Origin of the sequence: Streptomyces parvus, from assembly GCF_014648875.1 — a bacterium.
Classification (GTDB): Bacteria; Actinomycetota; Actinomycetes; order Streptomycetales; family Streptomycetaceae; genus Streptomyces; species Streptomyces parvus.
Genome location: NZ_BMRY01000015.1, coordinates 59,938 through 86,785, shown reverse-complemented (window position 1 = coordinate 86,785; position 26,848 = coordinate 59,938). Strand labels below are relative to the sequence as shown.

Sequence of the window (26,848 nt, the reverse complement as noted above, 5' to 3'; positions counted from 1 at the left end):
GCCAATCCGGAACCCCTTCGGGGTCAATGAAAAGCGCCACGGTTTGCTCGTGGTGACGCTCCGTCGACTTGGCCGAGCGGTCCGCAGCGGATGCCGGGCCCCGCAGGGCCCACTGCCCGCCCACCCTAAAGGGGCGTTTGGGGCGCCGCGACCCGCGACGCGCCGTACGGCACGGGCGGGTGCGGCCCGGGGTACTTCGCGCGTACCCCCCGGAAGAACCCCGAAACGGCTGGGGCCTCTCGTTTGGTTCATGTCGGATCAGGGAGCGGGGTCTGGTGCGTGCAGCTGCAAGGCGGAGGATTGAGGCAACGCGGATGGGGCCTCCCCTGCTCGAGCGAAGTCGAGAGCTTGGGGAAGTTGGTGATTGACGACAACGCCGCAGATGTGCGTGCCGGACCCCGCGAGCCCGACATGAACCAAACGAGAGGCCCTAGGTCAGACGGTCGGGGAGGGGGCTCCCGCGGTGACGCCGACGGCCTTCGCGGCGGCGCGTACGGCTCCGGCGACCGCGCCCGCGACCTTGTCGTTGAAGACCGAGGGGATGATGTAGTTCGCGTTGACCTCGTCCTCGGCGACCACGTCGGCCAGGGCGCCGGCGGCGGCGAGCATCATCTCCGTGTTGACGGTGCGGGACTGAGCGTCCAGCAGACCTCGGAAGACACCCGGGAAGACCAGCACGTTGTTGATCTGGTTGGGGAAGTCCGAGCGGCCGGTGGCGACGACCGCGGCCGTCTGACGGGCGATCGCGGGGTCGACCTCGGGGTCCGGGTTCGCGAGCGCGAACACGATCGCGTCGTCCGCCATCGCGGCGACGTCGTCGCCGTTCAGCACGTTCGGGGCGGAGACACCGATGAAGACGTCGGCTCCGACGACGGCCTGCTTGAGGGTGCCGGTGACGCCCTCGGGGTTGGTGTTGTCCGCGATCCAGCGCAGCGGCGAGTCGGGGTCGGCGGCGACCAGGTCCTCGCGTCCGGCGTGCACCACGCCGTGGATGTCGGCGACCACCGCGTGCTTGACGCCCGCGGCGATGAGCAGCTTCAGGATGGCCGTACCGGCCGCGCCCGCGCCGGACATGACGACCCGTACGTCGCCGATGTTCTTGCCCACCACGCGCAGGGCGTTGGTGAGGGCGGCGAGCACGACGATCGCGGTGCCGTGCTGGTCGTCGTGGAAGACGGGGATGTCGAGGGCCTCGCGCAGCCGGGCCTCGATCTCGAAGCAGCGGGGCGCGGAGATGTCCTCCAGGTTGATGCCCGCGAAGCCGGGGGCGATGGCCTTGACGATCTCGACGATGGCGTCGGTGTCCTGGGTGTCCAGGCAGATCGGCCAGGCGTCGATGCCGGCGAAGCGCTTGAAGAGGGCCGCCTTGCCCTCCATGACGGGCAGCGCGGCCTTCGGGCCGATGTTGCCGAGGCCGAGCACCGCGGAGCCGTCCGTCACAACTGCGACGGAGTTGCGCTTGATGGTGAGGCGGCGCGCGTCCTCGGGGTTCTCGGCGATGGCCATGCAGACCCGGGCGACACCCGGGGTGTAGATCATCGACAGGTCGTCACGGTTGCGGATGGGGTGCTTGGACGCCATCTCGATCTTGCCGCCGAGGTGCATGAGGAACGTACGGTCGGAGACCTTGCCCAGCACGACGCCCTCGATGTCGCGCAGACCTTCGACGATCTCGTCCGCGTGCGAGGTGGAGGTGGCGGCGATGGTGACGTCGATCCGCAGCTTCTCGTGGCCGGACGCGGTCACGTCGAGGCCGGTGACCGAGCCCCCGGAGGACTCGACGGCCGTGGTGAGCTGGGAGACCGCGGTGCCGCTCGCGGGCACCTCCAGCCTGACCGTCATCGAGTACGAGACGCTGGGCGCCGTTGCCATGGCCGAGTCCTTCGCTTTCCTTAGCTTCATTGCCGCACATCCGGAGGGTGGGTTCCGGATGTGCTTTCCGATCGTCGCACCTACCGACTGGTAGCCGGTAATGACTGCCGCCTTTCGGAAAGTAGTTTCCACCATACGAGAGATCACCCGTTCGGCGGAACCCCCAACGGGCCGGAAAGCCGCCGACGGACCGCCCACAACGAGAACAGACCCGCGCCACCGGGAGGTGACGCGGGTCTGTCTTCTTCAGTTGAGTGGCACCGACCCGCCATGCTCGCCTCGCGGCAAGTGGTCGCTCGAAGCGACGAAGGTTGGGCCCGGGGGCTTGGATCGAGCCGGTGCCAGTACCACGGTAACAAAGACCCCGGAAAAGTGATTCCCGTGCGCCGGGTTGACTCGCGGAACCCTTCCCGACCGGCCCGGCGTCAGTCCCTGAGCAGGTCCGGCACCCCGTCCTCGTCCGGCATGTCCCGCTCCCCCGAGACCACCGTGAGCTGCTGCGTCGCCCGGGTCAGCGCCACGTACAGCACCCGCAGCCCGGCCGGGGACTCGTCCGCGATCTCCGCGGGCGAGACGACCACCGTGGCGTCGTACTCCAGCCCCTTGGCCTCCAGGCTGCCCAGCGCCACCACCCGCTCCCCCAGCTCCGCGAGCCACTCGCGGGCCCGGGCGCGCCGGTTCATCGCGACGACCACGCCGACCGTGCCGTCCACCTGCTCCAGCAGCCGGGCGGCCTCCTCGCGGACCGTGGCGGCCAGGTCCCCGTCGCGTACCGGCTCGAAGCGCGGCACCACCCCGGTCGAGCGGACCGCCGCCGGGGACTCCATGCCGGGCATGGCCAGCGCCAGCACCTTGGCGGCCAGCTCCGCGATCTCCGCCGGGTTGCGGTAGTTGACGGTGAGGGTGAAGCGGCGGCGCGGCCGGGAGCCGAGCGCCTCGTCCCGGGCCGCGGCGGCCTCGTCCGGGTCGGACCAGGAGGACTGGGCCGGGTCGCCGACGATCGTCCAGGTGGCGTGCCGGCCGCGGCGGCCGACCATGCGCCACTGCATCGGGGTGAGGTCCTGCGCCTCGTCGACGATGACGTGCGCGTACTCCGTGCGCTCCGCCGCCAGCCGCTCGGCCCGCTCCCACTGGGTCTCCTCGCGCTGCGGCATCAGTTCGTCGAGCCCGGTGAGCTGGTCCAGCGGATCGGCCTCGCGTTTGCGCTTGGGCCGGTTCGGGGTGCCCAGCAGCGCCTGGAGCTCGTCCAGGAGCGCCACGTCGTGGACGGAGAGCGGCCCGTTGCCGTCCGCGTCCAGGCGCCCCAGGGAGCGGGCCAGGCGGCGCGTCTCGCCCTGGTTGAGGATGCGCCTGGACCAGCGGGCCAGCCGCCTCTCGTCGGCCATCGCGGCCAGCACCCGGCGGGGCGTCAGCTCGGGCCACCAGGCGTCGAGGAACTCCAGGAACGGAGTCTCGGTGGAGACGTCCTCGTCGAACGAGGAGCGCAGCTCCGCGATCAGTTCCGGGTCGGTGTAGCGGCCGCGCCCGGAGGACTTGTTCCACAGGGCGTCCAGCAGCAGCTTGCGGGCGCGCGGGCGCAGCAGGTTGACCGGGGCGGTGCCGCCCAGGGCGTTGTGCCGGATACGCCGCAGCTCCTCGGCCTCCAGCTCGATCCGGGCGCCGAAGGCGACGACGCGCAGCCGGGTGGGAGTCGCCGGGGCGGCCGCCTGCGCGGGCTCCTCCCCGAAGGCGAGCCGGCCCCCCTCGCCCACCGGCCGCGGGACTTCCAGGGCGCCCCGGGCCGCCTTGCGCAGCACATGGAGCATCCGGGAGGAGCCCTTGACCCGGGCCACGGCCGGTTCGTCGTACCCGGTGGCGCCTTCGAGGCCCGCCGCGTCGTCGGAGAGCGAGCCGATCGCGCGGATCGCGACCTGGCCCTCCTCGCCGAGCGAGGGCAGCACCCCTTCGGTGTACGCGACCAGGAGCGGGGTGGGCGAGACGATCAGGATGCCGCCCGCGTACCGCCGCCGGTCCTGGTAGAGCAGATACGCGGCCCGGTGCAGGGCGACGGCGGTCTTGCCGGTGCCGGGGCCGCCGGTGACCTCGGTGACGGAGGCGGCGGGAGCCCTGATGACCAGGTCCTGTTCGGCCTGGATGGAGGAGACGATGTCCCGCATGGTGTGGCTGCGGGCCTGGCCGAGCGCCGCCATCAGCGCGCCGTCCCCGATCACCGGCAGTTTCTCGCCGCCGAGGAACGCGGTCAGCTCCGGGCGCATCAGGTCGTCCTCGACCCCGAGGACCTTGCGGCCCTTGGAGCGGATGACCCGGCGGCGTACGACACGGCCCGGGTCCTTCGGGGTGGAGCGGTAGAACGGGGCGGCGGCCGGGGCCCGCCAGTCGATCACCAGCGGCGCGTAGTCGGAGTCCAGGACCCCGATCCGGCCGATGTGGAGCGTCTCCGCGATATCGGCGGTCGCGTCGTCGCGTACGGAGTCGTCGGCCGGCTCCACGGAGGTGTACGCGCCGTCCGGGCCGCGCTCGCCGTCCTTGCCGAGCAGCAGATCGATCCGCCCGAAGAGGAAGTCCTCGAACTCGCTGTTCAGCCGGTTGAGGTGGATCCCCGCCCGGAACACCTGGGCGTCCCGCTCCGCGAGCGCGCCGGGGGTACCGACCTGGCCGCGCTTGACGGCGTCGTTCATGAGGAACTCCGCCTCGTGGATCTTCTCTTCGAGGCGGTGATAAACACGGTCGAGATGCTCTTGCTCGACACCGATTTCCCGGTCCCGCAGCGATTCGACAGCGGCATCCTGCGCGGCCACCGAGGCCCCCTTCTTAACGGCACTGGGCAGCCGTCAACCCTATAGCGAAGGGGGCCCGCGCGCACCTGCCGACCAGCAGGCGGTCGCGCGTCGCGCCCTGGTCAGGCTCCGATCTCCACCAGCCGCTCCCCGTCGAAGGTCCGCACCTCGAAGCGGGCGATGTCCTCGCGGTCCATCGCCGCCCCGCCGTGCACGTACAACGGGGCCTTCGCCGCCGGGTTCGTCGCGCCCTCGATGCCGTACCCCCACTGCGGGACGGACCAGGAGGTGACGATCTCCTCCTCACCGGTCCTGGAGACGGCGACCAGGGTGCACTTCTGGGGTCCCTTGACGTTCTTCAGCTCCAGGACCGTGTGCGTGCCCCAGCCCTTCTCCTCCATGCCGACGGTCGCACCGACCCGGGTGGTGGGGTCGGTCGCCGAGACCTTCTCCGTCATGTGCTCGAAGAAGGAGTCCTCGGCCGGGCTGGTGGGGTGCGGCTCGCCCACGGCCACCGATCCGCCGCCGCGGTCGTCGCCCGCCGTGACCGCGAACGCGGCGACCGGGCCGCCGACGATCAGGGCGGCGGCCGCGGCGACCCAGTACCGGCTGCGCCGGGAGCGGCGGTGGCGTTTGCGCGCGACCTCGTCCATCAGTCCGCCGAGCAGCCGGGGCGCGGGCTTCTCGGGCACATGCGGTACGGGGCGGGCGCCGGGTACGGCGGACGGGGCCTCGGCGAGCATCGCGAGCATCGGCTCCATCCCCGCGAACTCGTCGAGATGCGCGGCGCACCGGGCGCAGCCCGAGAGGTGGGCCTCGAAGTCGCTCGCCTGCGCGTCGTCGAGGATGCCGAGGACGTACGCGGCGGCCGCGTCGTGTTCGGAGCCTTCGGAGTGCGCGGGCCCCGGGCCGGGGCCGGGTCCGGCGCCGAAGGGTCCGGGCGGACCGGGCGGGGCGGGGACGCCTGCGAGGTGAGCGGGCCCTGAGGGGTGTGCAGGACCCGCCGTATACGGGGGACTTGAGGGACCGGACGGCGTACGGTGACCGGGAGGCCGGGGCCCGAACGGCTGCCACTGCTGGTCGCTCATGCCGTGATCCCCCTCTCTTCGAGTGCGAGCTTCATCGAACGCAGTGCGTAGAACACCCGGGACCGCACGGTCCCGCTGGGGACACCGAGCACTTCGGCGGCCTCATTGACCGTACGCCCCTTGAAGTAGGTCTCGACCAATGCTTCCCGGTGCGCGGGGGTCAAATCTTCGAGCGCGTCCGAGAGCGTCATCAGCCACAGCGCCTTGTCGATCTCGTCCTCCGCGGGAATGACCTCCAGCGGCGACGGATCGACCTCGCGCGGCCGGGCCTGCCGGCTGCGGTGGTTGTCGATGACGATGCGCCGGGCGACCGTCACCAGCCAGGGTCGGACGGAGCCGGTGGCCCGGTTGAGCCGGCCGGCGTTCTTCCAGGCACGGATGAGTGTCTCCTGCACCACGTCCTCGGCCCGCTGGCGGTCGCCCGCGACGAGTCGGAGGACGTACGCGAGCAGCGGCCCGGCGTGTTCGCGGTACAGCGCCCGCATCAGCTCCTCGTCCGGTATCCCGGAAGGGGGCGGGGGCGGCTCACTGCGATGTCGAGCCCTGTGCGGACGGTCATCGGCCACGGCCGCATCCTTGCGCACCCGAACCTCCCGGTCGAGACCTCTGAAACGAGCTCCTGGACCATCGATACGGGGGTGGGCGCCGGTTCATTCAACGCCGGGCGGAATTTCTTTCTCCGGGCCGTACGGGCCGGGTTCACCGGGGCCGGACGGGCCGGGGGTCGCCGGGCCGGACGCACCGGCCGGTCCCGAGGTCCGGCGCCGGTGCCGGGCGACCCGTTCGCGGTTGCCGCAGACCTCGCCGGAGCACCAGCGCCGCCGCCCGCCGCGCGAGGTGTCCAGGTAGAGCCGGTGGCAGGCCTCTCCCTGGCAGCGGCGCAGAGCCGCACGCGCGACGGGGTCGGTGAGCAGGTCCACCGCGTCCCGGGCGACGACGGCGAGGAGTCCCGCACAGTCGGGCGTGGCGCTCAGGGCCCGCACCAGGACACCGTCCGCGCCGCGCACCGCGCGGGGTCCCGGAGGCGCGGCGGAGGCAAGGGAGTTGACCCGCTCCAGCGCACCGTCGGCCGGGGGCCCGCCGAGCTGGGCGGCCATCAACCGGGATACGGCGGAGCGCAGTTCGTGGAAGCGTGCCACCCAGGTGTCGTCCAGCGCGTCCAGCGCGGTGCCCGGCGGGACGAGCCCGGCGGCGGTCAGCCACTGGGTCAAGTGGCCCGGTGCGTCCAGCTGTTCGCAGGTGCCGGGCACCCCGCCCGCGCGTTCCGTGGCCACCAGATCGAGGCAGATCCGGCCCGCGTCGAAGCGCCACATCCGCGCACCCCTGCCCACTGCCATGATCCCGCTCACCGCCTTGGGTCACCCGGTGGAACGACCACCCCCAGAGTGCTCCTGCCGGGGCCCGGCCGGAACCCCCGCCGCCGCCCCCGTACCGTGACGGCCATGGAGCACGAGGGGGAGATGCACATGGACCTGTACGGCGAGAGCACCGTGACCGGCCCGGAGGGGCTGCGGCTGCGCCGGTGGCGCGAGGAGGATCTGCCCTCGGTGCTGCGGGCGTACGAGGATCCGGCGATGCGGAGATGGCTGGCCGTCCAGGTCTTCGGGCCGGAGGAGGCGGCCGACTGGCTTCGGACGCAGCGCACGGGGTGGGCGGCGGGCACCCGGTTCGCCTTCGCCGTGACGGAGAGCGGGCGGGAGGACGAACTGCTCGGCAATGTCGTGCTGAAGCGGTCGGATCCGTCGAACGGCCTCGCGGAGGTGGGCTATTGGACGACGGCGTCGGCGCGCGGCCGGGGCGTGGCGACCCGGGCGCTGGCGGCGCTCACCGACTGGGCGTTCACGACCTTCGCCGAACAGGGCCTGACCCGGCTGGAGTTGCTGCACCAGGTGGACAACGCGGCCTCGTGCCGGGTGGCGGAGAAGTGCGGATACCCGTTGGCACGGGTGATCCCGGCGCTGCCGCCGGACTATCCGCTGGACGGCCATGTCCATGCACGAGAGGCTCCGGCGGCCGCGACGGTCAGCCCGTCGGCGGATCGTCGTGGAGAAGCCGCTGGAACAGGTGGTGGTCGCGCCAGCGGGCGTTGATGTGCAGATAGCCGGGCGCGGTGCCGGTCCGCTCGAACCCGGCCTTGGCGAGCACCCGTTGGGAGGGGGCGTTGTCGGTGACGGTCGCGGCCTCGACGCGGTGGAGGCCCAGCCGGTGGCGGGCCTCCTCGCAGACCGCGCGGACGGCGGCGGTGGCCAGGCCGCGTCCGGCGTGGTCCTCGGCGACCCAGTAGCCGAGGCGGCCGTTGCGGAACGGGCCCCGCTCGATCGCGGAGAGCGTGAAGGCGCCGATCACCCGTTCGTCGGCGTCCGCGAGCACCCAGGGCGCGGCCCGCCCGGCGTCCCGGTCGGCCAGCAGGGCGGTGAGCCGGGCGGCCTGGCCCTCGACGGTGTAGAAGGCCTCGGGGCGTACGGGTTCCCAGCGGCGCATGTACGCGCGGTTGCGGGTGAGGGTGGCGGCGAAGGAGGGTGCGTCGGCGAGTTCGGCGGGCCGGAAGGCCACGTCCGGGGCGAGCAGGTGGATGCGGTCGGTCATCGGGTCACGCTATCCGGGGCGGCCGGGTTCTCCGTACGCCCCCAGGCCCTCCGCGCCGCCCGTCGCCGTACGTACGCCTCCGGAGCCCCGGCCGTACGCTGTACGCCTCCGGAGCCCCGGCCGTACGCCGTACGCCCTCTCAGCGCCCGTACTTCGTGTCCGCCGACGGGTCCAGCGCCAGCCGGTAGCCGCGCTTGACGACCGTCTGGATCAGCCGCGGCACGCCCAGCGCCGAACGCAGCCGGGCCATCGCCGTCTCCACCGCGTGCTCGTCGGTGCCGCTGCCGGGCAGGGCCCGCAGCAGGTCGGCGCGGGCCACGACCCAGCCGGGGCGGCGGGCCAGCGCGTGCAGGAGGGCCATCCCGGCGGGCGGCACCGCGCGCAGTTCGTCGTCGACGAGGACGGCGTGGCCCCGGATCTCGATGCGGTGGCCGGCGACGGGCAGGATGCGGGCGGACGCCGGGAGGTGGGCGCACATCAGCTGGACGAGGGGGCCGAGCCGGAAACGTTCGGGCTGGAGGGTGTCGATGCCCCGGGCCTGGAGCGGGAGGGCGGTGACCGGTCCGACGCAGGCGACCAGCACGTCGTCGCGCAGGGCGCCGAGGATCTCCGGGAGCAGTCCGCGGGTCTCGGCCCGGCCCAGGAACGAGGCGGCGGCGGGCGCGCTGGTGAAGGTGATCGCGTCCAGGCCCCGGGCGGCCGTGACGTCGAGCATCCGGTCGAGCGGGGCGATGTCCTGCGGCGGCATCCAGCGGTAGACGGGGACGACGACGACCTCGGCGCCCGCGGCCGTGAGGGACTCGACGAAGCCGGGCAGCGGTTCGCCGTGCAGCTGGAGGGCGACCCGGCGGCCCGCGACGCCTTCGGCGAGGAGCCGGTCGAGGACCTCGGCCATCGATTCGGACCCGGGCGACCAGGCCTCGGAGAGCCCGGCGGCCCGAATGGCGCCCTTGACCTTGGGGCCCCGGGCGAGGAGTTCGACCCCGCGCAGGGTCTTCAGGAGCGCGTCGCCGATGCCCCAGCCGTCGGCCGCCTCGATCCAGCCGCGGAAGCCGATCGCGGTGGTGGCGACCGCCACGTCGGGGGCATGGGCGATCAGTTCCTTGGTGGCGGCGAGGAGTTCGCTGTCGTCGGCGAGCTGCACGATCCGCAGGGCGGGGGCGTGCAGGACGGCGGCCCCGCGGCGTTTGAGGAGGGTGCCCAGCTCCTCGGCCCGGCGGGCGGCGGTCACCCCCACGGTGAAGCCCGCGAGGGGGCCGTGCGTTGTGTCGTCGTCCTGCATGGCGTGTTCCCCGGCTCCTGTGTTCCCGCTGGTGCGCGATGGTTCCCCGCTGATACGCGATGGTTCCCGCTGGTGAGGCGAGGTGCGGAGGCCCGAGACTGCCAACAGTGCGTGACAGGCTCGGTTCCCCCGTATTTCCCTGCCGTTACGTCGCACGACGCCGGACCGTGCCGTTTCTACACCTCCGCGTAGCCGAGCTGGGCCCGCGCGGGCACCGGTGCCGGGCGGCGAAGGTATACCGCCCAGGTGATCGTGGAGCACACCCCGTAGAAGGCGAGGAAGGACCAGAAGGCCGCGGTTCCGGTACCGGAGGCCTGGAAGGACTGGCGGAAGGCGAGGTTGATCGCCAGGCCGCCGAGGGCGCCGACGGCCCCGATGAGGCCCATGGCCGCGCCGGAGAGCCGCCGTCCGTGGGCGGCGGCCGCCTCGCCGTCGAGGCCCCGGGCGAGCGCCTTGGTGTGGAAGATGCCGGGGATCATCTTGTACGTCGATCCGTTGCCGAGGCCCGTCAGGACGAACAGGGCGGTGAAGCCGGTGAGGAAGACCGGCAGCGACGCGGACCCGGAGGCGTGGATGACGACGCCGGTGGCGGCGGCCATCGCGACGAAGGTGGCCAGGGTGATGCGCGCCCCGCCGTACCGGTCGGCGAGGCGGCCCCCGACGGGCCGGATCAGCGAGCCCAGCAGCGGGCCGATGAAGGTGAGCGAGGCGGCCTGGAGCGGGGTCCGGCCGAACTGGGTCTGGAGCACCAGGCCGAAGGCGAAGCTGTAGCCGATGAACGAGCCGAAGGTGCCGATGTAGAGGACCGACATGATCCAGGTGTGCGGGTCGCGGACGGCCCCCAGCGCGGCCCCGGTGTCGTTCTTCACGGGCCGCAGGTTGTCCATGTACAGGGCGGCGCAGACGGCGGCCAGGACGATCAGCGGGATGTAGACGCCGAGGACGATCCGGGGGTGCGAGGCGCCCAGGGTGCCGATGACGAGCAGGCCGACGAGCTGGACGACGGGGACGCCGATGTTGCCGCCGCCCGCGTTGAGGCCGAGCGCCCAGCCCTTCTTGCGCAGCGGGAAGAAGGCGTTGATGTTGGTCATCGACGAGGCGAAGTTGCCGCCGCCGATCCCGGTGAGCGCCGCGACCGCGACGAACGTGCCGTACGAGGTGCCGGGCTCCATCACCCAGAACGCGGCCAGGGTCGGGACGAGCAGGCTCACCGCGCTGAAGACCGTCCAGTTGCGGCCGCCGAAGCGGGCGACGGCGAAGGTGTACGGGACCCGCACCAGCGCGCCGACGAGGGTGGCGGTCGAGATGAGGAAGAACTTCCCGGCCGGGTCGATGCCGTACTCCGGTCCCATGAAGAGGACCATCACCGACCACAGGGTCCAGATGGAGAATCCGATGTGCTCGGAGAGCACGGAGAACCAGAGGTTGCGGCGGGCGACCCGTTCGCCCTTCTCCCGCCAGAACGTCTCGTCCTCCGGTTCCCAGGTCTCGATCCAACGGCCTGCCATCACGCGCCTCCACAGGGGGTCGGGGTGTTGTTCCCGACGCTAGGGAGCCCGCGTTTCGGCGTGGTGCCGCGAGGTGACCGGTGCGCAACCTTGCTCTCACCGGGCCGTTCCCGGCCCGGTGAGATGTCCCGGTGAAATGTCCGGGTGAGATGTCCGGGTGCGGTGGAGCTCTACCGTCTGCCGTCCGGCCAGAGCCGGGGCCGGCGCTTGGCGGCGACGTCCTCCACCCAGCCCACGGCGACGATCATGAGCGCGATCAGCGGCCAGATCAGCAGGGTCATCAGCAGGGTGTACCCGGCCTCGACCGCCGACCCCAGGTGCGCGTCCACGTACGGGATCTCCCAGAGGAGGTCGAGCAGCGGGATCGTCGCCAGGATCAGCAGGTTGTGCCAGAGGTAGATCGTCACGGCCCGGTTGTTGGCGAGCGTGACCAGGCGGTCGAAGCGGGCCAGCCGGCCGGGCAGCTCCTGCCAGGACGGGGCGTACTGGAGCAGGATCACGCAGAAGCCGAGCGACCACGTCGCCTGGGCCAGCGGGATGTCGTTGAGGTCCCAGCCGTCCGCGGTGAGGTGCCCCGAGGCCCACCACAGCCCGAAGCCCATGACGATCGACGCCACCGAGACGGTGAGGTAGCGCGGCACGTCCTTGAACAGGCCGTCGTGGTGGGCGAAGCCCAGGATCCAGCAGGAGCCGAACACCGCGAAGTCGCTCAGCGCGTTGCCGGTCTCGCCGGGGACGGTCACCAGCCCGGTGCCGATCACGGCGGTGAGGCCGAGGGGGGCGAGCAGCGTCGCCCAGGGCAGCCTGCGGAACGCCCGGAGCAGCAGGGGCGAGGCGAGGACGAACCAGAGGTAGGCGCGGATGTACCAGAGGGGCCCGGCCGCCTGCACCGCCCAGGTGTCCTCCAGCAGTCCGGCCTGGTCACCGCTGGACCAGGGGAAGGGGGGTGCGCCGACCGGGAAGACGTACCAGGCGAGCTTGACGAACCACCACGCGCCCTCCTCCTTCACCGGCTGCCAGCTCAGCGCGAACATCATCGGTACGACGACGAGCGCGAACACCCACATGGGCGGCAGCAGGCGGCGGATCCGGCCCCGGACGACGCCCAGGGCCGGGCGGCCCAGCGAACGGGCCATCAGCGAGCCGGCCAGGGCGAACATCACGCCCATGGAGGGGAACAGGATGGTCAGCCAGGCCCAGCCGAAGATGTGGTAGATCACCACGCGGAGCAGGGCGATGGTCCGGAGCAGGTCGAGATAGCGGTCCCGGCCGGGCCTTCCCGCCGGGGCGGTGGGCGCCGCTGGGGTCCCGGCGGGCACGGTGGCGGCGGTGGGGGCGGTCATCCGACGGGCCTCCTCTCGGGGGCGGGTTCGCGCCGCTGGGCGGAGACACCACCGGGGGCCTCCACCGCGCCGGTGCGGCGCAGCTTCTGCCAGCGCAGCCGGCCACCGGTGAGCGCGGTGATCCAGGACTGGAGCAGCACGACGTACATGAGCTGGCGGTAGAGGATCTGCTGGAGCGGCAGCGAGAGGAGGTGCGTCATGCGTTCCCTGTCCAGCCGGAAGGCGTACGCGGCGCAGACGGCCTGGACGACCAGGACGCCGAACCACGCGGCAACGGTCTTGCCGGTCGGGCCGAAGACGAGTCCGTACAGCAGGAACACGTCGATGAGCGGCGCGAGCAGCGGGGCGACGACCATGAACAGGGAGACGAACGGCAGCCCGACCCGCCCGAAGCGGCCCGACGGCCCGCGTTCGATGACGGCCCGGCGGTGCTTCCAGATCGCCTGCATGGTGCCGTAGCTCCACCGGTAGCGCTGGGACCAGAGCTGCTGGACGGACTCCGGTGCCTCGGTCCAGGCTCGGGCGTTCTCGGCGTAGACGACGCGCCAGCCGTCCCGGTGCAGGGCCATGGTGATGTCGGTGTCCTCGGCGAGGGTGTCCTCGCTCATCCCGCCGACCCGCTCCAGGGCCTCGCGGCGGAACGCCCCGACGGCTCCGGGGATGGTGGGCATGCAGCCGAGCACGTCGTACATCCGGCGGTCCAGGTTGAAGCCCATCACGTACTCGATGTGCTGCCAGGCGCCGATGAGGGAGTCGCGGTTGCCGACCTTGGCGTTGCCCGCGACGGCTCCGACCCGGGGGTCGGCGAAGGGCTGGACCAGCTCGCGGACCGTGGCCGGTTCGAAGACCGTGTCGCCGTCCATCATCACGACGATGTCGTAGCGGGCGTGCCGGATGCCGTTGTTGAGGGCGGCGGGCTTGCCCGCGTTCTGCTGGCGCACGACCCGTACGCGGGGCAGCCGCATGGCCTCGACGAGGTCGGCGGTGCCGTCGGTGGAACCGTCGTCGATGACGATGATCTCGATCGGGTGCTCACTGGCGGCCAGGGAGCGCACGGTCGCCTCGATGCACTCGCGTTCGTTGTACGCGGGGACCAGGACGGAGACCGGGCGGCTGAGGGGTTCGCCCCAGCTGAAGTTCCTGCGGCGGACCTTGCGGGCGTGCAGGAAGGAGAGCAGCAGCATCAGCCCGAAGCGGGCCAGCACCAGGGCGCCGATGACGGCGAGCCCGACGACCAGGACGCCGGTGATCCGCTCGGAGACGGCGACGGCGGAGACGAACGCCTTGCCCTTCCACAGGGCGAACCCGGTGACCGGGGCGTGCGCGCTGGGGGCGTCCAGGGCGGTGGTGAGGCGGGTGAAGGTGTAGCCCTTCTCCTTGAGGTCGGGCAGCAGGGTGTCCAGGGCGGCCACGGTCTGCGAGCGGTCGCCGCCGGAGTCGTGCATCAGGATGATCGCGCCCTTGCCGTTCTTCGGCGTGGCCCGCTCGACGATGGCGTGGACCCCGGGGCGCTTCCAGTCCTCGCTGTCGGTGTCGTTGACGACGGTGAGGTAGCCGCGGCTGCCGATGTACTCGGTGACCGGCCAGGACTTGTTGTCCATGGCGTCCGAGAAGGAGGAGTACGGCGGCCGGAAGATCGAGGTGCGGATCCCGGCCGCGCCCGCCAGCGCCAGCTGGTTCTGCGACAGCTCCCAGTCGATGCGTGCGGTGGACTGGTAGGAGAGGTCGGGGTGGTTGAAGGTGTGCAGGCCGAGTTCGTGGCCCTCCTCCACCATCCGCCGGACCAGGTCCGGGTGGCGGGCGGCCATGTTGCCGGTGACGAAGAAGACGCCGTGGGCGTCGTACTCCTTCAGCTTGTCGAGCACCTTCGGCGTCCACACCGGGTCGGGCCCGTCGTCGAAGGTCAGGACGATCCGGCGGTCGGGTATGCGCAGGGTCTTCGCGTCACCGGAGCGGGCGTCGATGACGGGCCCGCCGGTCAGGACGTCCTTGGGCACCCGGTGGGTGGGGGCGGCGTCGCGGACCCGGTGGTCGGCGAGGATCTCGCTGTGCACGTATCCGCGCAGCATCAGCATCGCGAGCAGGGCGACGAGAAGGGTCGTCGGCAGGAGGTAGCGCATGGGGAGCCTGAGTCGGCTCCGGCCACGTGACGCCTTCCTCCTCCTGCCGTCCTTGCCGTTCCTGCCCCGCGTGGCGGGGGAGTTCATTTACGGGGCGCTCTCTTCTTGCACCGGCGGGTCGGAGTCCTCGGCTGGCGGAACCGTCGGTTCGGTCGGCTCCGGCTCGGTGGTCGGTGGCGTGGGGTCGACCGGTGGTTTGGCGGTCGAGGTCGCGGGGGCCGGCTTCGTGGCGCCGCCACCGCCACCGCCACCGGCGGGACGGGTCGGGTCCGCTGAGGCGGACGCGGAGGGGCGGTCCGCCGAACCGGCGGGCACGACCACGGAGGTGGCCGACGGGGTGGCGCCCGCGGGGGCGCCGGACGCGCCGGCCGCCGGGGATCCGGAGGCGCTGGGCCCCGGCTCCGGGGCGTCGTCGGACAGGCCGTCGTCCACGGTGTCGGCACCGGTCTCGGGGAGGTCCTCGACCTGCTCCGCCTTGGCCTCCTCCTTGGGCCCGGACAGGGGCAGCCAGGGAGCGCTGGAGTTTCCGCCGAGGACGGCGAAGACCAGCGTCACGGCGTAACCGGCGCAGACCGTGGCGAGGACCCAGCCGAGGCGTCGGAAGGTCTTGCTGCGGCGGCCGCTCTCGTCGACGAAGACGGGGCCGTCGGAGCCGTCCGGCGGGGCGGGTTCGCCGGGCAGTTCGGCGAGCTGACGGCCCAGTCCGTCGAGCTGGATCGTCGCGTCGTTGGGCTCGTGCGTGTGCCCGGTTCTCTTGCCTTCGCGCCAATTGTCCACAGGTGCAGCCCATCCCCCACTCAATGAATCAGGCGCACCGAATTTGACCGGTTCTTTACTGTTGGACTGGGCCCCCACCCGTCCACGAACCTGGCGTCCATGCACCCGGACGATGAATGTAGCGCACGGCGTTGACGCCCAAGTGCCCCTGAACGGAGTTGATCAGGAACGGTTGCGCATCAGTGACAGATCGGACTCCGGCAACCAGGCCCCGGACGGCCGGACCAGCCATCCCTCGGCAAGGGCCAACTGGTCAGTAGCGTTGCGCAGCGCGTCTACGCCGGGATGGCGCAGCCCCTTCCGCCAGACCAGCGACACCGGCGAAAGCGGAACCGGGTCGACGAGCGGGCGCAGTACGGTCCCGGGCATCGGCGGGAAGTCCACGACGGCGAGCACAGGGTGTCCGCCCTTCTCCATGACCCGCTGGAATTCGGCCACGCCCACGGCGAGCGGAACGGGCGGGGCCATCACGATGTCCCACTCGGCGAACAGCGATGCGGCGAGGTCGGTCCACTCCCGGGTCCGCTCGTTGCCGGCCCCCGCGTAGACGGTCTCGCCGGACAGCTCGGCCAGGGCGACGGTCTCCCGCTCGGCGAGGGGATGAGACAGGGGCAGCATCAGGGCCATCGGCTCGTACCGCACGGGGTGCGTGGAAAGCCCCGCCCGCACGGCGGGGGCCAGCCCGGCGGCCCGGCCGAAGGAGGCGTCGAGCCGGCCGGCCAGGATCTCGGCGGCGGCCCAGGTGAGCCCGGACTCGAAGCGGGCCATCAGCTCGCACTCGGGCACCAGCTCGCGGGCGAGCCCCAGCACCCGGGCGGCGGTGGCCCCGTCGCTGTTCAGGTCCACGAGCAGCGGCCGGGCGGGCGCGCCGCTGAAGGCCCCGGCGAGTTCGGCGTGCGCGTCGAGCACCCGGCGGGCGTACGGCAGCAGGCGTTCGCCGTCCGGGGTGAGCGCGACCTGCCGGGTGGTCCGGACGAACAGTTCGGCGCCCAGTTCGCGTTCCAGCCGTCGGATGTCCCGGCTCAGCGCCTGCTGCGCGACGAAGAGCCGGGCGGCGGCCCGGGTGAAGTGCAGTTCGTCGGCGACGGCGAGGAAGGCGCGCAGAAGCCGGGGGTCGGTGTCGGCGGGTGGCACGCCGCGAATCTACCGCGCGGAACCTGATTCACAACACGTACGCGTGAATCGCTCCGCGGAAGGTGTTGGACCCGGACGGCGGGGCACGGCGAGCCTGGTCCGTATGCCGATATCCCCTGCCGCCCGCCCGGAGACCCTTCCCGCCGCCCGCCCCGCCGCCTCGGACCGGCGGCCCCGTCCGCACGTCCGCCCGGAGAGCGCGCCCCGGCCCCGTCCGCACGTCCGCCCGGACCGGGCCCCCTTGCCCGCTCCCCCGGCCACGCCCCTCCTCGCGGTCTCCGGCGGGCAGTTGGTCGCGGCCCCGCGCTGCGCGCCGACGGGACCCGGGCGCCGACGGTCGCGGCCGGCGTCGAATCCGTACCTCCGGCTGCTGGCGACACCCGGGGCCCGCGCCTTCACGGCGGGCAATCTGATCGCCCGGCTGCCGATGGGGATGCTCAGCGTCAGCGCGGTCATCATGATCGCCGGGTCCCGGGGCTCGTACGCCCTCGCCGGGGCCGTCACCGCGACCGGCCTGGCCGCGACGGCGGTCGTCGCGCCGTTCACCGCCCGGCTGGTGGACCGCTTCGGGCAGGCCCGCGTCGCCGTGCCCGCCACCGCGCTCGCCGTGCTGGGGTCGCTGGCCCTGGTGCTGTGCGTGCACCACGACGCCCCGGCCTGGACCCTGTTCGCCGCGTACGCCGCGACCGCGACCACCCCGAACACCGGCGGGATGTCGCGGGCCCGCTGGGCGTATCTGCACCGGGGCGATCCGGCGGCCCTGCACACCGCGAACTCCTTCGAGCAGGCCGCCGACGAGCTCTGCTTCATGCTGGGCCCGGTGCTGGCCGCGACGCTCTGCGGGGCGCTGTTCCCGGAGGCGGGCACGCTGGTGGGGGCGGGGCTCCTGATGACCGGCGTCCTGGTCTTCGCCGCCCAGCGCGCCACGGAGCCGCCCGTCACCCCGCGTACGAAGCCGGCGGCCTCGCCCCTGCGCACGCCCGGGATGCCCGCGCTGCTGGCGGTGTTCCTCGCGACGGGGGCGGTGTTCGGGTCGCTGGAGGTGGTCTCCATCGCGCATGCCGGGGGCGCGATCCTGGCGCTCCAGGCGGCGGGCTCGTGCGCGGCGGGCCTGCTCTACGGTTCGCTGCGGCCCGCGCGGAACGTCCACCTCCGGCTGCTGCTGTGCCTGACCGCGATGACGGCCCTGATGTCCCTGCCGCTGCTGGCCGCCGCCGGATCGGCTTCCCTGCCGGTGCTGGCGCTCTGCCTGCTGCTGGCGGGGGCGGCGACCGCCCCGACCATGGTCACGGGCATGACCCTGGTCCAGCGGGCCACGCGCCCGGAGCAGTTGAACGAGGGCATGACGCTCTCGGTGACGGCGCTGCTGGGCGGGGTCGCGGCCGGGGCGGCGGCGGGCGGCTGGCTGGTCGAGCACGCGGGGACGGCCCCCGGCTACGCGGCCCCGGTGTCGGCGGCGGCCCTCGCGCTGGTCATCGCGGCTGCGGGAACGGCCGCAACGGCTTCGCCCGACCTTGTACGGCGGATGAAAGCAGCCACGCCGAGGGGGAGTTGACCTGGACGGATGGCTGGGAGAGGCTGATCCGGCCGCTGTTCACGCGTACCGGGGGGACTTCTCGCATGGCGACCACGACCGGAGGTCTGCGCGTCGGACCGGACCCGGCCCCCGACCGGTACCGGCTGCGGCGGTCCATCGGACGCGGCGGCGAGGCGGTCCTCTATCTCGCCGACCTGGAGCTGTCCGGGGAGGCCGAGCCCGTCGTGGTGAAGGTCCTGGACACCCGGACCACCATGACCGCCGAGGGCTTCGCCCGGATCAGCGCCGCGTGGAGCGAGCAGGCGGAACTGCTCCGCTTCGTGCACCGGGTCGGCGTGATCGGCGTACGGGAGCACTTCGAGGGCCCGCCCCCGCACCCCCAGGGCCGGGCCGAGGAGGTCACCGGCCGCTGTCTCTACCTGGTGATGAACCATGTGGAGGGCCTGGACCTGCGGGACTGGCGGGCCGAACGCACGCTGGAGACGCCTGCCGAGCGGCGCGAGGCCGCCCGCTGCCTGGAGCAGCTGGCCGAGGTTCTGGACCGGCTCCACTCGGGCACCGCCACCCCGTCGGGCCGCGTGGTGGTGCACGGCGACCTGTCGCCCGGCAACGTGATGGTCGACGCCGACGGACAAACCACCCTGGTCGACTTCGGGCTGAGCAAACTCGCTCCCGAACACCGCACGACCGAGGTCTGGTTCACCCCGGGGTTCGCGGCACCGGAGGTGCACGAGGGCGTACGTTCCCCGGCGGCGGACCGGTACGCGTTCGGCGCCATCGCCTACTTCCTGCTCAGCGGCGAGACCCCGCCCACGGCCCCGGAGCAGCTGCGCGAGCGGTTCATCGCGCTGCCGGAGGTCACCGCCCTGCCGCCCGAGCGGCGGACCGCTCTGCTCGCACTGTTCGACGCCGACCCGGTCCGCCGGCCGGAGTCACTGACCGGCTGGGTACGGCAGCTGCGCCCGGCAGTGGTCACGACGACGTCCCGCGCCCGCACCGCCACGGCCCCTCCCCCGCCCAGGACCCCGCCGCCGGGAGCTGTCCCGCCCGGGGCGGCGCCCTCCGCGCGCCCGCACCACGTCGCGCCGCAGCCATCGTCGGCACAACCACCGACCCAGCCGCCCGCGACGGCACCGGCCCCGGGGCGGCGGCACCGCCCGAAATACCTGGTGCCGCTGGGCGCGGCGGCCGCCGTGGTGCTGATGGTGGCAGGCGGCTTCCTGGGCGCCCGGCTGGCCTCCGGCGGCGACGACGGCGACACCACGTCCGGCAAGCGCCCGGAGACGCCCCGCACAGCCACCGAGAGTCCCACGGCCGAGCCCGGCGCTGAGCCCGGCGCCTCCTCGGAAGCACCCGGGACACCGTCGGACGACCCGTCCGGCACCCCGGACGCGACACCCTCTTCGGAGCCGGAGCCCGATGCGAGGGAGCCCCAGTCCCTGACGGCGCTGACGCCGGTCGACGGCTCCACGTGGAAGACCGAACCGGCCGTCCTGAACACCCGGGAATTCGAGACGGCGCTGACCAAACGCCTGCCCTGCACGGGGACCTCTGCCACCGAGTACAACCTGGAACGCGCGTGGTCCTCCCTCCGCTTCACCGGCGGCATCACGGACGACTCCCCCCAGTCGCAGGGCAAGGTCACGTTCCTCGGCGATGGAAAGATCCTGGCGTCCGGAACCCTCACCCTGGGCAAGGAACGGACCTTCGACGTACCGGTCGCCGACGTACTGCGGCTGCGCGTCACCCTCGCCACCGCGTCCGGCGACTGCAAAGGCATCGCCGCTTTCGCCGACCCCGTACTGGAACCCTGACAGGTCCCGCCGTGGGATGCCCCTGACATGGGAAAAGCCTCCGCCCCGCGAGTGAACTCGCGGGGCGGAGGCTTACATGGGAATTGTGGAGATGGCGGGAATCGAACCCGCGTCCAACGGTGCGGAACCAGGGCTTCTCCGAGTGCAGTTCGCTACGCTTTTCTCGGCCCCGGAGGTCACGCGAACAAGCCTCCGACAGGCCCAGCCACTGTTTGATTTCCTTCTCGGCCCCGTGGCCGGGCCGAGAAGTTTAGATCCCTAGCTGATGCCAGGATCCGGGTCGGGATCACCCCCGGGCTGACACTCCGCAGAGTCTTCGCTAGCTGCTAATTAGGCAGCGAGGGCGAAGGCGGAGGAATCGCGCTTGGAATTGGCGATTATTGTTTGCGACATATGGTTTACGAGATCATTGCCGCTTCCTCGACTCGCTTCCCCTGCTTCGACATCCGCTGTCGAAACCGATCATCCCCATGTTGATTTTTCAAAACGCGCACCTTCGCTGAGGTGCACGGCCCATCGTACGTGACCAACGCCGGACGATGCCAGCGTATTCCCCGTGGGGGGTGCCTCAGGCGCTGCGCTGCCGCCGGCGGGCCGCCGCGATGGCGCGGTTCGTCTCCCGCGTGTCCTGCTTCTCGCGGAGCGTCTGCCGCTTGTCGTACTCCTTCTTGCCCTTGGCGAGCGCGATCTCGACCTTGACCCGGCCGTCCTTGAAGTACAGCGCGAGCGGCACGATGGTGTGGCCCGTCTCCTGCGACTTCGACTCCAGCTTGTCGATCTCGGCCCGGTGCAGCAGCAGCTTGCGCTTCCGCTTGGCCGCGTGGTTGGTCCAGGTGCCCTGGACGTACTCGGGGACGTGGATGTTGTGGAGCCACGCCTCGTGGTCGTCGATCTGCACGAAGCCGTCGACCAGGGAGGCCCGCCCCATGCGCAGGGACTTGACCTCCGTCCCCATGAGCACGAGGCCGCACTCGTAGGTGTCGAGGATGCTGTAGTCGTGCCGCGCCTTCTTGTTCTGCGCGATCATCTTGCGCCCGGTGTCTTTTTCCTTCGCCATAGTGCGGTCATTTTCGCACTACGACCCACCCCCGAGGCCACTCAATACCGTCTCGGCCCGCTGCTGGGCCCGCTCCCCCACCACGAGGTCGGGGGTGATGCCCCTGCCGTCGACGTTGCGGCCGCCCGGGGTGCGGTAGTGGCCGACGGTCAGCTCGGCCACCGAGCCGCCCGGGAGCCTGCTGGGCATCTGCACGGAGCCCTTGCCGAAGGTGGGCGAGCCGACGGTGACCGCGCGGCCCCGGTCCTGGAGGGCGCCGGTCAGCAGCTCGGCGGCGCTCATCGTGCCGCCGTCGACCAGGACGACGACCGGCCGGTCCGTGTCACCGCCCGGATCGGCGTACAGCGCGTGCTGGTCCCCGCGTACGTCGTACGTGGCGACCAGGCCGCCGTCCAGGAAGGCGGAGGCGGCGACGACGGCCTCGGCGACGAGTCCGCCGGAGTTGGCGCGCAGATCGAGGAGTATCCCCGCCCCCTCGGGAGCGTCCCGGACCGCGTCCCGGACGTCGGCCCCCGCGCCCTTGGTGAAGGCGGCGACCTTGACCAGGACCGCCGACGAGGGCTCGTCCCCCAGCCGCCGCACGGTGACCGCCTCGGTGGTCAGCCGGGCCCGCTCCAGGGTCTCGGTCCAGCTCCGGCCCTCCCGGACGAGCCCCAGCTCCACCCGGCTGCCCTCGGCCGCTCCCGTACCGTCGCCGCGCAGTAACGCGACGACCTCCGCGACGGGGCGTTTGCCGATCGCGCGGCCGTCCAGGGTGCGCAGCAGATCGCCGGTGCGGATGCCGGCCCGGTCGGCGGGGCCGCCGGGCTGGACGCGGGAGACGGTGACGTCGCCGCGGCCGGTGCGCCGGGCGGAGAGCCCGACGCCGGTGTAGGTGCCGTCGAGCGCCTGCTCGAACTCCTCGTACTCCCGCTGGTCGTAGACCGCGCCCCAGCGGTCGCCGCTGCGGCTGACGACCTCCTCGGCGGCGTCCTTCACGGACTTCCCGTCGGCCTCGGCCTCGGCTGCGGCGTCCTCGATCTCGTCGTGGTCGACCGGGGCGACGGTGGAGGAGACGGCGCGGGTCCCCGGGCCGGGCCCGGGCTCGGGTTCCTGCGGCAGCGAACCGGTCGCGGCGGCGGTGGCGAGAGCACACCCGAAGACCAATGTCAGGGCCGCCCCGCGGCGACGACCGCGGGGCCCGAAGCGTTGAGCGGAGCCCGACATGGCGACGAGTCTAGGACAAACCCCCTGGGGCGCACGGGCGATCGCCCGTGCGCCCCAGGGGGCACATGTCACACCTTCAGGTACTTGCGCAACGCGAAGAGAGCGGCGACTGCGGGCATCAGCAGCCCGATCGCGAGCACCAGCGGAAGCTTGGTCAGAACCGCGTCCCAGCCGATGAAGTTGATGAGGTTCAGCTTCTCCTGGAGCGCGAGGCCGCCGTCGATCAGGAAGTACCGGCCGCCGAGCAGCATGGCGCAGGCCAGCACACCGCCGATCAGGCCGGCGACGGCCGCCTCCATGATGAAGGGGGCCTGGATGTAGAAGCCGGAGGCCCCGACGAGGCGCATGATGCCCGTTTCACGTCTCCGGCTGAACGCGGAGACGCGCACGGTGTTGACGATCAGGATCAGCGCGATGACGAGCATCAGGATCATCACGTAGATCGCGACGACGTTCATGCCGTTCATCAGCTCGAAGAGGTTGTCCAGGATGGACCGTTGGTCCTGGACGGACTGCACCCCGTCCCGCCCGGCGAACGCCGTCGCGACGACCTTGTACTTCTGCGGGTCGTCCAGCTTCACGCGGAACGACTCCTGCATCTGGTCGGGCGTGATGTTGCCCGCCATCGGGGAGTCGCCGAACTGCTCCTGGTAGTGCTTGTACGCCTCGTCGACCGTCTCGAAGTGGACCGTCTGAACGGCGTCCATCTTCTCCAGATCGGCCTTGATCTCCGCCTTCTGCTCCTTGGTGACAGCCCCCTTGGCGCACTTGGGCATGTCCTTGGCGTCGTTCTTGTTGCAGAGGAAGATCGAGACGTTGACCTTGTCGTACCAGTAGTCCTTCATCGTGCTGACCTGCTCGCGCATCAGCAGCGCACCGCCGAACAGGGCGAGCGAGAGGGCGACGGAGACCACGACCGCGAAGGTCATCGTGAGGTTGCGGCGGAGACCGACGCCGATCTCCGACAGGACGAACTGGGCGCGCATGGCGTCCTTTCAGTACTCGATGCTCGAAATGCACGAAGGGCCGGAGCCCCTCGGTCAGTGCTGGTAGCCGTAGACGCCGCGTGCCTGGTCGCGTACGAGACGGCCCTGCTCGAGCTCGATGACGCGCTTGCGCATCTGGTCGACGATGTTCTGGTCGTGGGTCGCCATGATCACGGTGGTGCCGGTCCGGTTGATCCGGTCCAGCAGCTTCATGATGCCCACCGAGGTCTGCGGGTCGAGGTTGCCGGTCGGCTCGTCCGCGATCAGCAGCATGGGGCGGTTGACGAAGGCGCGGGCGATGGCCACACGCTGCTGCTCACCGCCGGAGAGCTCACCGGGCATCCGCTCCTCCTTGCCGCCGAGGCCGACGAGGTCGAGGACCTGCGGCACGGCCTTGCGGATCTCGCCGCGCGGCTTGCCGATGACCTCCTGCGCGAAGGCCACGTTCTCCGCGACCGTCTTGTTGGGCAGCAGGCGGAAGTCCTGGAAGACCGTCCCCAGCTGGCGGCGCATCTGCGGCACCTTCCAGTTGGACAGCCGCGCGAGGTCCTTGCCGAGCACATGGACCATGCCCGTGCTGGCCCGCTCCTCGCGCAAAATCAGTCGCATGAAGGTCGACTTGCCGGAGCCGGAGGACCCCACCAGGAAGACGAACTCACCCTTCTCGATGTCCAGCGAGACATCGCGCAGAGCCGGTCGGGTCTGCTTCGGGTAGGTCTTGGAGACGTTGTCGAATCGGATCACGGATGCACCACGGTCGGCCGGGAGTAGGTGAGCGTGACCATACGCGAACCGGGCTCACGCGTGCAGGCGGCGTCCGGCAATGGGTGTTATATGGCGAATCGCCCCACGGTACGAAACGGGTCGTGCCGGACCTTGTCCGGCGGGCCGCGCCGAAATCGCCGCGAGCTGGCACAGTGGTGGGGGGAACGGTTGCGTTTCCGTGAGCGTTGTGCGGAGAGAAAGCAGGCAAGCGGCTCCGCCGCGCGGGAGGAGGAATGCGCATGACCTATGACCGACTGGTGTGCGCGAACTGCGCGGCGCCCGTGAGCGAGGGCCGTTGCCGCGTCTGCCGTGCCGTGCGGCAGCAGATGCTGGAGGAGCAGGGCCAGGGCCCGCTGGCCGGGATGAGCCCGGCGATGCTGATCGCCCTGATGGTGGTGTTGCTGACGGCGCTCGCACTGCTGGCGCAGGCGGCCTGATCAGGTCCGCGCGGCCCTCGGGGCCGCCTCTCACCGCCCCGCAGGGGCTTATGGACGTATGCGTACGGCCGTCTGAGCGGTCCGGGCGCGCAGAAGGGCCCGGGAGGCGTCGTACGCCCTCCCGGGCCCTTCGTTATGCCGTGGTGCGCCACGGGCCCGGCTGCCGGACCTAGGCGACCGTGCGACCGCCGCCGACCAGGCGCGGCAGGATGCGGAAGCCGATGCCGCCCGCGATCATCGTCGCGGCGCCGATGACCAGGAAGGTCGTCTCGGCCGCACCGGTCTCGGCGAGCTCTTCCTTGCCCTTGCTCTGCTCGACCGGCTTGTTGCCGACGCTGTCGGTGTCGGTGTTGTCGGTGCACTCGGCGCCGTCGAGGTCGACGGTGCAGCCGGCGTCGTCGCCACCGGTGGTGGACCCGCCGGTGGCGCTGCTGCCGCCCTGGTCGCCGCCGGTGGAGCCGGTGGTACCGGTGGTGCCGGTCGAGCCCGTGGTACCGGTCGAGCCGGTCGAGCCGGTCGAGCCGGTGTTGCCGGAGGCGCCGTTGTTACCGGAGGCGCCGTTGTTGCCCGAGGCGCCGTTGTTACCGGAGCCGCCGTCGACACCACCGTCTACGCCGCCATCGACACCACCGTCGACACCGCCATCCACGCCGCCGTCGACACCGCCGTCAACGCCGCCATCCACGCCGCCGTCGACACCACCGTCAACGCCGCCATCGACACCACCGTCGACACCGCCATCCACGCCGCCATCCACGCCGCCGTCAACGCCGCCATCCACGCCGCCGTCGACACCACCGTCAACGCCGCCGTCGACACCGCCGTCAACGCCGCCATCCACGCCGCCGTCGACACCACCGTCAACGCCGCCATCCACGCCGCCACCGCCGTCGGCGCCCGCGTCGACGCCGCCCGGGTCGCCGTCTTCCAGTACGTCCGCCTGGACGTTGACCTCGGCGACGCCGGTGTCGACGCCGATCTCCAGCGCCTGCGCCGCACCGGCCGCAGTCAGCGAGGCACCCGCGGCAATAACCGCACCAGCGGCTATCCGCGCGACGCGAACACGCGTCTTCTTCGTCATCTGTTGCTACCCCCAGTAGCCGATCTCGTCAGTGGAGCAGCCATATGCGGGCAGCGGGCCCTGGGGGGTATCGCTCTCGGCAAGGCCACGTCGTGTCGTGGTCACCCCGCCCCGCCCCCCGGTACACACCCGCCCCAGACATACGCATGCTGCTCTAGCACCCTGGCCAGAGTTAAGGATTACGTCAAGGCCGTTCCGTGCACTAGGCACCGATATGGGGGGTGTTGACGGCTATTCGGAAGCGTGACTGTGACGTATCGGGCACAGATCCTCCCCAACGCAGGAGGGCCCGGACGGTTCCCCGTCCGGGCCCAACCTCCGTACCGCTGAAGCTACTTCTCCCGCTGCTTGCGCCAGCGGATACCCGCCTCGACGAAGCCGTCGATCTCGCCGTTGAAGACCGCTTCGGGGTTGCCCATCTCGAACTCCGTACGCAGGTCCTTGACCATCTGGTACGGGTGGAGGACGTACGAACGCATCTGGTTGCCCCAGGAGTTGCCGCCGTCGCCCTTGAGCGCGTTCATCTTGGCCTGCTCCTCCTGGCGGCGGCGCTCGAGGAGCTTGGCCTGGAGGACGTTCATCGCGGACGCCTTGTTCTGGATCTGCGAGCGCTCGTTCTGGCAGGAGACGACGATGCCGGTGGGCAGGTGGGTCAGACGGACCGCGGAGTCCGTGGTGTTGACGCCCTGTCCGCCGGGGCCCGAGGAGCGGTACACGTCCACGCGCAGCTCGGACTCGTCGATCTCGATGTGGTCCGTCTGCTCGACGACCGGGAGCACCTCGACGCCCGCGAAGGACGTCTGACGGCGGCCCTGGTTGTCGAAGGGCGAGATCCGGACCAGCCGGTGGGTGCCCTGCTCGACGGAGAGGGTGCCGTAGGCGTACGGAACCTGGACGGCGAAGGTGGTCGACTTGATGCCGGCCTCTTCGGCGTACGCGGTCTCGTAGACCTCGGTCTTGTAGTTGTGCTGCTCGGCCCAGCGGAGGTACATGCGCTGGAGCTTCTCCGCGAAGTCCGCGGCGTCGACGCCACCGGCCTCGGCGCGGATGGTCACCAGGGCCTCGCGCGCGTCGTACTCGCCGGAGAGGAGCGTGCGGACCTCCATCTCGTCCAGCGCCTTCTTCACCGACTCCAGCTCGGCCTCGGCCTCCGCCCGGGCGTCGGCGTCACCCTCGGCCTCGGCGAGCTCGAAGAGGACTTCGAGGTCGTCGATGCGGCCGCGCAGGGCCTCGGCCTTGCGGACCTCGGCCTGGAGGTGCGAAAGCTTGCTGGTGATCTTCTGGGCCGCGTCCGGGTCGTCCCACAGGGACGGCGCCGCTGCCTGCTCCTCGAGCGCGGCGATGTCCGCCCTCAGCGCATCCAGGTCCAGGACGGCCTCGATCGACCCCATGGTCGAGGAGAGGGACTTCAGCTCTTCGGAAATATCGACGACTGCCACGGGTCCAGCGTAACGGCTGGGCGGGTGAAGCTTGCCCTC

General features: G+C 71.7%; 22 protein-coding genes and 1 other RNA gene. 4 read left to right on the top strand and 19 right to left on the bottom strand.

Features of this window, described 5'->3' with window-relative positions:
- Positions 1–435: 435 nt before the first annotated feature.
- The 5 genes from IE140_RS32545 to IE140_RS32525 form a co-directional block, all read right to left on the bottom strand.
- Positions 436–1,872 carry an NAD-dependent malic enzyme gene (locus tag IE140_RS32545; protein WP_150195565.1) on the bottom strand — a complete coding sequence of 479 codons (1,437 nt, stop codon included), beginning with the start codon at positions 1,870–1,872 and terminating at the stop codon, positions 436–438.
- A 425-nt stretch (positions 1,873–2,297) separates the two neighbouring features.
- On the bottom strand, positions 2,298–4,670 hold the full coding sequence (locus IE140_RS32540; RefSeq protein ID WP_189460949.1) for a HelD family protein: 2,373 nt from the start codon (positions 4,668–4,670) through the stop codon (positions 2,298–2,300).
- Positions 4,671–4,771: 101 nt separating this feature from the next.
- Entirely contained in the window at positions 4,772–5,737 is a 966-nt protein-coding gene (locus IE140_RS32535; protein ID WP_150195569.1) for an anti-sigma factor family protein, read from the bottom strand.
- Positions 5,734–6,321 carry a sigma-70 family RNA polymerase sigma factor gene (locus tag IE140_RS32530; RefSeq protein ID WP_024263532.1) on the bottom strand — a complete coding sequence of 196 codons (588 nt, stop codon included), beginning with the start codon at positions 6,319–6,321 and terminating at the stop codon, positions 5,734–5,736. The genes IE140_RS32535 and IE140_RS32530 overlap by 4 nt, the downstream gene beginning before the upstream one ends.
- Positions 6,322–6,387: 66 nt before the next feature.
- Positions 6,388–7,074 carry a CGNR zinc finger domain-containing protein gene (locus IE140_RS32525; protein WP_225680038.1) on the bottom strand — a complete coding sequence of 229 codons (687 nt, stop codon included), beginning with the start codon at positions 7,072–7,074 and terminating at the stop codon, positions 6,388–6,390.
- A 105-nt stretch (positions 7,075–7,179) separates the two neighbouring features.
- On the opposite strand from IE140_RS32525, the gene IE140_RS32520 reads away from it, so the two are divergent.
- A complete protein-coding gene (locus tag IE140_RS32520) occupies positions 7,180–7,827 on the top strand; it encodes a GNAT family N-acetyltransferase (RefSeq protein WP_373296210.1) in 648 nt (215 codons plus the stop codon).
- Here IE140_RS32520 and IE140_RS32515 read toward each other — a convergent pair.
- The 7 genes from IE140_RS32515 to IE140_RS32485 all read right to left on the bottom strand — a co-directional run bounded on the left by IE140_RS32515 (position 7,760) and on the right by IE140_RS32485 (position 16,487).
- Complete coding sequence (locus IE140_RS32515) at positions 7,760–8,323, bottom strand: GNAT family N-acetyltransferase (RefSeq protein ID WP_109178729.1); 564 nt, start codon at positions 8,321–8,323, stop codon at positions 7,760–7,762. The genes IE140_RS32520 and IE140_RS32515 overlap by 68 nt on opposite strands.
- Positions 8,324–8,462: 139 nt before the next feature.
- Positions 8,463–9,605, bottom strand: coding sequence for a uroporphyrinogen-III synthase (locus IE140_RS32510; RefSeq protein ID WP_093445711.1), 1,143 nt, complete (start codon positions 9,603–9,605; stop codon positions 8,463–8,465).
- A 176-nt stretch (positions 9,606–9,781) separates the two neighbouring features.
- Entirely contained in the window at positions 9,782–11,113 is a 1,332-nt protein-coding gene (locus IE140_RS32505; RefSeq protein ID WP_093445712.1) for a nitrate/nitrite transporter, read from the bottom strand.
- A 170-nt stretch (positions 11,114–11,283) separates the two neighbouring features.
- Positions 11,284–12,456 (bottom strand): acyltransferase family protein, encoded by a 1,173-nt coding sequence (locus IE140_RS32500; RefSeq protein WP_150195571.1) that lies wholly within the window; start codon positions 12,454–12,456, stop codon positions 11,284–11,286.
- Complete coding sequence (locus IE140_RS32495; protein ID WP_150195573.1) at positions 12,453–14,663, bottom strand: bifunctional polysaccharide deacetylase/glycosyltransferase family 2 protein; 2,211 nt, start codon at positions 14,661–14,663, stop codon at positions 12,453–12,455. The genes IE140_RS32500 and IE140_RS32495 overlap by 4 nt, the downstream gene beginning before the upstream one ends.
- Positions 14,664–15,353, bottom strand: a complete 690-nt coding sequence (locus IE140_RS32490) for a hypothetical protein (RefSeq protein WP_150195575.1) — start codon at positions 15,351–15,353, stop codon at positions 14,664–14,666.
- A 162-nt stretch (positions 15,354–15,515) separates the two neighbouring features.
- Complete coding sequence (locus IE140_RS32485) at positions 15,516–16,487, bottom strand: LysR family transcriptional regulator (RefSeq protein WP_150195577.1); 972 nt, start codon at positions 16,485–16,487, stop codon at positions 15,516–15,518.
- 103 nt (positions 16,488–16,590) lie between these two features.
- On the opposite strand from IE140_RS32485, the gene IE140_RS32480 reads away from it, so the two are divergent.
- Positions 16,591–18,042, top strand: a complete 1,452-nt coding sequence (locus tag IE140_RS32480; protein ID WP_229826978.1) for an MFS transporter — start codon at positions 16,591–16,593, stop codon at positions 18,040–18,042.
- 65 nt (positions 18,043–18,107) lie between these two features.
- Positions 18,108–19,838 carry a protein kinase domain-containing protein gene (locus IE140_RS32475; RefSeq protein ID WP_189460947.1) on the top strand — a complete coding sequence of 577 codons (1,731 nt, stop codon included), beginning with the start codon at positions 18,108–18,110 and terminating at the stop codon, positions 19,836–19,838.
- An 83-nt stretch (positions 19,839–19,921) separates the two neighbouring features.
- Here IE140_RS32475 and ssrA read toward each other — a convergent pair.
- The 5 genes from ssrA to ftsE all read right to left on the bottom strand — a co-directional run bounded on the left by ssrA (position 19,922) and on the right by ftsE (position 23,831).
- Positions 19,922–20,308: a transfer-messenger RNA gene (ssrA, locus tag IE140_RS32470) on the bottom strand.
- Between the two features lie 98 nt (positions 20,309–20,406).
- On the bottom strand, positions 20,407–20,895 hold the full coding sequence (gene smpB / locus IE140_RS32465; RefSeq protein WP_073800936.1) for an SsrA-binding protein SmpB: 489 nt from the start codon (positions 20,893–20,895) through the stop codon (positions 20,407–20,409).
- 18 nt (positions 20,896–20,913) lie between these two features.
- A complete protein-coding gene (locus IE140_RS32460) occupies positions 20,914–22,101 on the bottom strand; it encodes a S41 family peptidase (RefSeq protein ID WP_150196214.1) in 1,188 nt (395 codons plus the stop codon).
- Positions 22,102–22,169: 68 nt separating this feature from the next.
- Complete coding sequence (gene ftsX / locus IE140_RS32455) at positions 22,170–23,087, bottom strand: permease-like cell division protein FtsX (RefSeq protein WP_006124948.1); 918 nt, start codon at positions 23,085–23,087, stop codon at positions 22,170–22,172.
- A gap of 54 nt (positions 23,088–23,141) precedes the next feature.
- Positions 23,142–23,831, bottom strand: a complete 690-nt coding sequence (gene ftsE, locus IE140_RS32450; RefSeq protein ID WP_003968787.1) for a cell division ATP-binding protein FtsE — start codon at positions 23,829–23,831, stop codon at positions 23,142–23,144.
- Positions 23,832–24,091: 260 nt separating this feature from the next.
- On the opposite strand from ftsE, the gene IE140_RS32445 reads away from it, so the two are divergent.
- Entirely contained in the window at positions 24,092–24,289 is a 198-nt protein-coding gene (locus tag IE140_RS32445) for a hypothetical protein (protein ID WP_010070940.1), read from the top strand.
- 169 nt (positions 24,290–24,458) lie between these two features.
- On the opposite strand, the gene IE140_RS32440 is transcribed toward IE140_RS32445, so the two are convergent.
- Together IE140_RS32440 and prfB are read right to left on the bottom strand one after the other, a co-directional pair.
- The gene (locus IE140_RS32440) at positions 24,459–25,370 is read right to left on the bottom strand and encodes an LPXTG cell wall anchor domain-containing protein (protein ID WP_150196215.1); all 912 of its coding nucleotides are present in this window, start codon (positions 25,368–25,370) and stop codon (positions 24,459–24,461) included.
- A 332-nt stretch (positions 25,371–25,702) separates the two neighbouring features.
- Positions 25,703–26,809, bottom strand: coding sequence for a peptide chain release factor 2 (gene prfB, locus IE140_RS32435; protein ID WP_032775042.1), 1,107 nt, complete (start codon positions 26,807–26,809; stop codon positions 25,703–25,705).
- Positions 26,810–26,848 lie beyond the last annotated feature (39 nt).